The sequence below is a fragment of the Mycolicibacterium septicum DSM 44393 genome (assembly GCF_000455325.1).
GTDB classification, from domain to species: Bacteria; Actinomycetota; Actinomycetes; order Mycobacteriales; family Mycobacteriaceae; genus Mycobacterium; species Mycobacterium septicum.
This window is the reverse complement of the sequence record NZ_HG322951.1, coordinates 3,915,494-3,922,464: the sequence shown is the minus strand read 5'-3', so window position 1 is coordinate 3,922,464 and position 6,971 is coordinate 3,915,494. Positions and strand designations below refer to the sequence as shown.

Below are 6,971 nucleotides of genomic sequence, written 5' to 3'. Positions count from 1 at the left end.
CAGGCCCGCTACCGCATGGTCCTGACGATCTGATCAGTCGTCCTCCTGGCCGGTCGTCGTCGAATCGGGTTATCTCGCCCCACTCGTCACAGTGAGCGGGTAGCGTCGGGGCTTCGTTTGCTGGACGACGAATCGGTGGGGCCGGGGATGACGTGGAAGTGGATCACGACGGGTGCCGGGGGGATCTTCTCCGGTAGGTCACGTGGCGTTGCCCGAAAGTTCGCCCGTGATACCTATTCTGCCCCGGTGCTTTTCACGCCGGGACGTCTCAGAGCGCTGGTATCCGCCGCACTTGTCGTGCTCTCGTGGTCCGCGGCCGCGCCGGCATCGGCAGTACCCATGCCGTCGGCGCAGATCGACTACGGCGGCACGATGCGTACGTATCGGCTCCATCTACCTGCCGGAGGCCCGCCCTCCGGGCTGGTCGTCAACCTGCATGCCGCCGGTGCGACCGGAGCCGACCAGGCGGCGCTCACCCATTACGACGCGGTGGCAGACGCCTACGGGTTCGCCGTCGTCTACCCCGACGGCATCGATTACAGCTGGGCCGACGGCCGCGGCGCCTCTGTGCCGGACCGTCAAGGGGTCGACGATGTCGGCTTCATCGCGACCCTCGTCGATCGTCTGGTGGCGGAGAACGGCATCCCGAGAGGCCGGGTATATGCCACGGGCCTGTCGGCGGGCGGGTTCATGGCCAACCGGCTGGCGTGTGATCGCGCCGACCTGTTCGCCGCGATCGCCCCGGTCGCCGGCACGCTCGGGACGAATGTGGGCTGCAATCCGTCGCGGCCCGTTTCGGTACTCGCCACATATGGGACGGCCGACCCCGTCGTGCCGTTCAACGGGGGGCCGATGACGGGGCGTGGCGGCGGCAGCACCGTGGTGTCGGGACCGGCGATGGTGGACCGGTGGCGCCAGATCAACGGCTGCCCGGCTCCGTCTGACGAGGCGCTGCCCAGCACCGGGGACGGCGCCGAAACCCACCGCATCGCCTCCGACGGGTGTGCCGCGGGAACTTCGGTGGTGTTCATGCGGGTCGACGGCGGCGGGCACACCTGGCCGGGCGTACCCGAGATCCTTCCCGTGCAGTCCGTCGGAGCGGCCAGCCGGGCGTTCGACGCCTCGGATGCTTCCGGGCAGTTCTTCGCCTCACACGGCAGATAGGCCCCGCCGCTGAATCGCGTAGTCGGCTACGCGTGTCCGGGTCGCGTCGGACCGATACGTTTTGCGAGTGCGGGCACGTGAAAGCCCTTGTGTCCGCATCGAAACGACAGGAGTCGATCATGGCGATCAGTTACGGCGTCCTGCGCGCACGACCGGACCGGTTCGTGCGAGAGGACGGGCAATCCAGCCCCCACCTCCAGATCCGGGCGGTCGACGACTCCGGACAACCGTGGCGGGTTGCGGTCAACGTCGAGTCCAACGACGGCAGCGAGGTCGTCTTCTGGGTGGTGGATCCGCTGGTCGGGCACCCGATCGTGAACGGCCTGGCCGCCGTGGCGTCGGGCTTCTCCATCACCCAGGCCACCTCGGCGGCATCGTTGGACTACGTCAAGGCACCGATGTTCGATTTCGCGCTCGGCCGGGCGCTTCCGCCCAGCGGCAACGCGAACGCCGATGACCTGCAGGACCTTTTGAGCCTTTACCTGACCCAATGCCAGGCCGCGGGCGGTGAGCTCTACGCCTTCGGTGCGAAGTTCGACCGCAATCTGCACAAGCCGATCGATACCGACTTCGGCAACACCGACGGCCTGCACGGCGTCCACGACATCCACATGAACCAGGGCAACGTCGGCGCTCACAGCGGCGACAACGGCGCCTTCCATGACGGCGGACTCCTGCTGGCCTTCCCCGACCGGGTCGTCGGCATCCTGCTGGCGTTTCAGACCCAGCGGGTGCCGACCGACCCGCAGGGCAATGCCGCCCCCGGTGCGCAACCGCTGTCCCGGTTGATCGGGCCCGCGCCTGTTGGCCAGGCGACGCCCGGCCTGGCATATCTGGAGCGGGCGCTGATCAATCCGACCGGCCCGGATCCCGGACACGAAGCGGTGGTGGTCGGCAACTACGCGACCACGCCGGTGTCATTGCACGGTTGGCGGCTGGTCGACCGCAACGGCAGGGAGAGCAAGCTGGACGCCGACCTGGCCGGCGGCGCGTCGGCGGTCATCGTGCTCGACGGATCAGGTGCCCAGCTGGGCAATTCGGGCGGGAACCTGCTGCTGGTCGACGATCACGGCACCCAGGTGGACAGTGTCACGTATTCGCAGACCGAGGCGGGCGTCGTGGACCGCTATGTGCGATTCCAGCGGTAGTCGCCAATATTCATCACGCAGCGATTAACCCCGTCCGCGCTCCGATCGGCGCGGTCGCAAGGATCGAACAGCGCTCTGTGCCAAATGAATTCACGAAGCGTCCGGGTTCGCACCCGGTCAAGTGCGGCATGCCCGGACCGGTCCGCGGGGCCGCGGCCGACGGTGCTCGGCCATAGGGTTTCTCGCGTGGTGGACTGGCACAGCTGGCATGAGGACTATGACCGACCCGATTCGGCGCTGGCGCACCGGCTTCGCGCCGTGCAGACCCTGATCAAACAAGCGCTGGACGATGCTCCGGCCGGCCCGCTGCGGATCGTCAGCCTGTGCGCCGGCCAAGGCCGGGACCTACTCGAGGTACTGGCCGAGCATCCGCGGCGCGACGACGTCCGGGCGCGCCTGGTCGAGTTGGATCCGCGCAACGCCGCGGTCGCCGCCGAAACGGTGGACAGGTACCGGTTGACCGGTGTCGAGGTGGTGACCGGTGACGCCTCGCTCATCGACCACTACGCGGACCTGGCGCCCGCCGACATCGTGGTGGCCTGCGGAATCTTCGGCAACATCACCGATGAGGACATCGATCGGGCCATCGGCTTCCTCCCGCAGCTCACCAAGACCGGCGGAACGGTGCTGTGGACCCGCGGGCGCACCGTCCCCGACCGGGTTCCCTTGATCCTCAACTGGTTTGACGAGCGCGGGTTCGACCTGGTCTGGGTGTCGCCACCGGATGTGAGTTACGGCGTCGGCGCTCATCGCTTCACCGCGCACCCGGAACCGTTGGTAGCGGGCGAGCAGATCTTCACCTTTGTCGGCTCGGATGTGATCCGGGCCGCCGACCGCGCCCGCTGACGACACCGCCTGCCGGGGCCCGGTTCCACCAGCACCCGACCGTTCATCAGTACGCTTTTCAACGATGGCTGAGGAAGGTCTGAACGGCAGGGACCGCTTACGCGGTGGGCTGCGCATGGCCCTGCGAGGGCGCCGCGACCCGGCACCGGTCGCCGGCCGGCGCAGTCGCGCGTCGGCCGGGATGGGTGACGTACACACCCGCAAGGTGCTCGACCTGACCATCCGGCTCGCGGAGGTCATGCTGTCGTCGGGCTCCGGTACCGCCGATGTCGTGGCCACCACGCAGGACGTCGCACAGGCCTACCGACTCACCGACTGCGTCGTCGACATCACCGTCGCGACGATCATCGTGTCGGCACTGCCCACCGCGGACAGCCCGCCGGTCACGATCATGCGGGCGGTGCGGACCAGGTCGACGGATTACACCCGGCTCGCCCAGCTCGATCGATTGGTCCGGCGCATCACCTCCGGCGGTATCACCGTGGAGGAGGCGCACGAGGCCATGGACGATCTGACCGAGAGCCCGCATCCGTTCCCGCGGTGGCTCGCGACCGCCGGGTGGGCGGGTTTCGCGCTGGGCATCGCGATGCTGCTGGGCGGCAACTGGCTGACCTGTCTGCTGGCCAGCCTCACCGCCGCGCTGATCGACCGGGTCGGCCGGCTGCTCAACCGAATCGGCACGCCGTTCTTCTTCCAGCATGCGGTCGGGGCGGCGATCGCGACGTTGATCGCCCTGGCCGCCTACCGCTACACCGGTCAGGGACTCAGTGCGCTGGTCGCCACCGGGATCGTGCTGTTGTTGTCCGGGATGACCCTGGTAGGTGCCGTCCAGGACGCGCTGACCGGTTACATGGTCACCGCGGTCGCGCGGCTCGGCGACGCGGTCTTTCTCACGGCGGGAATCGTCGTGGGCATCACCGGCGCACTGCAGGCCGCCACGCTGCTCGGGGTTCAGATCGAGCTGCACGTCAACACGGCCGGTACCTTCATCACCCCGAGAGGACCTCTACCGATAGTCCTGGCGGTTCTGGGTGCCGCGCTGGCCGGGATCTGCCTGACCATGGCCAGCTATGCGCCGTTGCGTTCGTTGCCCACCGCCGGGCTGGCGGCCGGGCTGGCCGAGCTGACATTGATCGGGCTGGGGACGGCCGGGTTCGGCCAGTGGGCGGCCACCGGGATCGCGGCCGTCGGTGTCGGTTTCCTGGCCACGTTGATCTCCATTCGCCGGCAGTCTCCGGCGCTGGTGACGGCGACCGCGGGCATCATGCCGATGCTGCCCGGCCTCGCGGTGTTCTGGGCGGTGTTCGCCTTCGCCGTGGACGAGAACTTCGGTGAAGGGCTCGCACACCTGCTGACCGCGGCGGCGACGGCGTTGGCACTCGGCAGCGGCGTGGTGATGGGCGAGCTGCTCGGCTCGCCACTGCGGTACCGCGCCGGACGCATCGGTGAGTTCTTCCGCAAAGAGGGGCCGCCGGGACTGCGCCGGGCAGTGGGTCAGGTGGTCCGGCTGCAACCGGCCGACAACACCTCGGCCGTCAACCCGCCACGTGAGGAAAGCGTCCCGCTGGAAGCAGCTCCGGCCGAAGAGCCAGAGGACGACGAGAGCGGCGAGCCCGGCAGCTGATCACGGGATCAGGGTGATCCCAGTCCGGGAATGTCGACGCGCGCCTGCAGGATCCGGCCCGTCGAGGAGCCGGCCAGAAGCCCTTCGTGGGTGGTGTCGTCGACCACGAGGTACAGCGTTCGCCCGTCGTGGCCGCCGAGCGCCGGGGCCACCGCCCATCCGCGATCGATCTCGATGCGGTGGGTGATCTCGCCGCCGGCGACCACGCGCAGGAACTCCCCGGTGTCATAGCAACCGACCCAGACCCCTCCCGCAGCGTCGACGCACAACCCGTCGGGGTGCCGGTCAGGACCGAGGTCGGCGAACACGGCCGGTGAACCGAGGCTGCCGTCGGAGCCGGCGGTGAACGCCAGCAGCCGCGAGCCGTGCGTCTCGCTGATCACCAGGGTCGACTCATCGGGCAGGAACGCCAGGCCGTTGGGCATGGACAACCCGGTGGCCACGACCTGCACGGTGCCGTCGGGGGCGACCAGGCCGATCCCGCCGGTCAGGCCGCCGCCGTCGGCGATGTAGAGGTCGACGTACGTGCGGCCGTCCGGCGCGACCAGCAGATCGTTGGTGGACCACGCGAGATCGCTGACGTCGTAGGTCGCGGTCACGTTTCCGCGCGTGTCGGCGTGGTGCAGCTGCGCTGCGAACAGCGTCGACACCACGAGAGTTCCGTCGGGTAGCCACCCGAGTCCGGAAGCCCGCGCGAGTTCGACCTCGACTGCGAGGTCTCCGGCCGCGCCGGCCGAGTACACCCGGCCGGCCAGGCCGTCGGTGAACCACAAGCGGTCACCGTGCCAACGAGGCCCCTCGCCGTAGACGATCCCGTCGACGAACGGGACAGCGGCGAGGGCCTCGACGGATGTCATCGGGCCCTCAGGTCCGGTTCAACCGATCAGGTGAACGGGAGGAAGTCGCCGTTGACCCAGACGCCCCAGTGGCCGCCGGCAGGCAGGTTCCACCAGACCATCGGCTTGCCCTGCCACGTCTCGGCCGGCTTCTTCGGCGCGTTCGGCGGCGGCGGGAGGCTCGGATCCGGTTCCGCGCCCGCGATGGCGGTGCCGAGGCCGAGGGCGGCCCCGATCAGGCCGGTGGCCGCGATGGTGGCCAGGGTTGCCTTGCTTCCGAACATGAATGTCCACCTCGGTGCTTGACTCTGAACTTGGATACCCGAAGCTTAGCCAAACGAAGTGATTGAGTCTGCACTTGAGGTCGGCGACGGGGTCATACGTCATCCTGAACCAGCGCGACACGGCCTGACACCGAGATCAGAAATATTTCGGTCTTCGATGTCGACAACGCCGCGATGGCTCCGTCCCAGGGGTGAGCGACCAACTAGGGTCGCGAATCTGAAGGGAGAATCACATGGCCAAGTACCTGTTTCTCAAGCACTACCGAGGCGCGCCCGCATCCGTCAACGACATCCCGATGGACCAGTGGACACCGGACGAGATCCAGGCCCACATCCAGTACATGAACGACTTCGCCGACCGGCTGAAAGACACCGGTGAGTACGTCAACAGCCAGGCCCTCGCCCCGGAGGGTGCCTGGGTCCGCTACGACGGCGAGGGCAGGCCACCCGTGACCGACGGCCCGTTCGCCGAGACCAAGGATCTGATCGCAGGCTGGATGATCGTCGACGTCGACTCCTACGAGCGCGCCGTGGCGTTGGCCGGAGAACTGTCGGCGGCACCCGGGGCGGGCGGCAAGCCGATCCACGAGTGGCTCGAGGTGCGCCCGTTCCTGACGGCCGCGCCGACCGTCACCGAGTAGATGGCCCCCGGTGCGGTGGACGAGCAGCAGCTGCGGGATCTGATTCCCGGTGTCCTGGCTGCCCTCGTCCACCGCGGGGCCGACTTCGCGACGGCCGAGGACGCCGTGCAGGAAGCCTTGGTCCGGGCCTGGGAGACGTGGCCGAGCCGCCAACCCGACGATCCGAAGGGCTGGCTGATCACCACGGCGTGGCGGCGTTTCCTCGACGTCGCCCGCTCCGATGTGACGCGGCGCAACCGTGAGGTCAGGGTCGCGACCGAACCGGCCGCCGGACCCACGCCGGCTGCTGACGACACATTGCAGCTCTACTTCCTGTGCGCGCACCCGAACCTGACCTCGTCGTCCGCGGTCGCGCTGACGCTGCGCGCGGTCGGCGGCCTGACCACGCGTCAGATCGCGCAGGCCTATCTGGTGCCGGAATCGACGAT

8 protein-coding genes are annotated in these 6,971 nt (G+C 68.7%); 6 read left to right on the top strand and 2 right to left on the bottom strand.

From position 1 onward, the window contains the following. Window positions 1-246: 246 nt before the first annotated feature. The 4 genes from TX88_RS18495 to TX88_RS18480 all read left to right on the top strand — a co-directional run bounded on the left by TX88_RS18495 (window position 247) and on the right by TX88_RS18480 (window position 4,782). Window positions 247-1,164 carry an extracellular catalytic domain type 1 short-chain-length polyhydroxyalkanoate depolymerase gene (locus TX88_RS18495; protein WP_049925070.1) on the top strand — a complete coding sequence of 306 codons (918 nt, stop codon included), beginning with the start codon at window positions 247-249 and terminating at the stop codon, window positions 1,162-1,164. 119 nt (window positions 1,165-1,283) lie between these two features. After that, window positions 1,284-2,312, top strand: coding sequence for a DUF2278 family protein (locus TX88_RS18490; RefSeq protein ID WP_044518654.1), 1,029 nt, complete (start codon window positions 1,284-1,286; stop codon window positions 2,310-2,312). A gap of 186 nt (window positions 2,313-2,498) precedes the next feature. Continuing rightward, complete coding sequence (locus tag TX88_RS18485; protein ID WP_084621934.1) at window positions 2,499-3,158, top strand: class I SAM-dependent methyltransferase; 660 nt, start codon at window positions 2,499-2,501, stop codon at window positions 3,156-3,158. A gap of 64 nt (window positions 3,159-3,222) precedes the next feature. Then, window positions 3,223-4,782 (top strand): threonine/serine exporter family protein, encoded by a 1,560-nt coding sequence (locus TX88_RS18480; protein ID WP_044518653.1) that lies wholly within the window; start codon window positions 3,223-3,225, stop codon window positions 4,780-4,782. A gap of 8 nt (window positions 4,783-4,790) precedes the next feature. On the opposite strand, the gene TX88_RS18475 is transcribed toward TX88_RS18480, so the two are convergent. Together TX88_RS18475 and TX88_RS18470 are read right to left on the bottom strand one after the other, a co-directional pair. Then, a complete protein-coding gene (locus tag TX88_RS18475) occupies window positions 4,791-5,639 on the bottom strand; it encodes an SMP-30/gluconolactonase/LRE family protein (protein WP_044518652.1) in 849 nt (282 codons plus the stop codon). Between the two features lie 26 nt (window positions 5,640-5,665). Continuing rightward, window positions 5,666-5,902, bottom strand: a complete 237-nt coding sequence (locus tag TX88_RS18470) for a hypothetical protein (protein ID WP_044518651.1) — start codon at window positions 5,900-5,902, stop codon at window positions 5,666-5,668. A 233-nt stretch (window positions 5,903-6,135) separates the two neighbouring features. Here TX88_RS18470 and TX88_RS18465 point away from each other — a divergent pair, with 233 nt between their 5' ends. Next, the gene (locus TX88_RS18465; protein WP_044518650.1) at window positions 6,136-6,543 is read left to right on the top strand and encodes a YciI family protein; all 408 of its coding nucleotides are present in this window, start codon (window positions 6,136-6,138) and stop codon (window positions 6,541-6,543) included. After that, a partial coding sequence (locus TX88_RS18460; RefSeq protein WP_044518649.1) for a sigma factor occupies window positions 6,544-6,971 on the top strand: 428 nt, incomplete at its 3' end.

Coding starts and splice junctions, on each gene's coding strand:
- TX88_RS18470 (WP_044518651.1), bottom strand. CDS start 5,902: ATGTTCGGAAGCAAGGCAACCCTGGCCACCATCGCGGCCACCGGCCTG.
- TX88_RS18490 (WP_044518654.1), top strand. CDS start 1,284: ATGGCGATCAGTTACGGCGTCCTGCGCGCACGACCGGACCGGTTCGTG.
- TX88_RS18475 (WP_044518652.1), bottom strand. CDS start 5,639: ATGACATCCGTCGAGGCCCTCGCCGCTGTCCCGTTCGTCGACGGGATC.
- TX88_RS18480 (WP_044518653.1), top strand. CDS start 3,223: ATGGCTGAGGAAGGTCTGAACGGCAGGGACCGCTTACGCGGTGGGCTG.
- TX88_RS18465 (WP_044518650.1), top strand. CDS start 6,136: ATGGCCAAGTACCTGTTTCTCAAGCACTACCGAGGCGCGCCCGCATCC.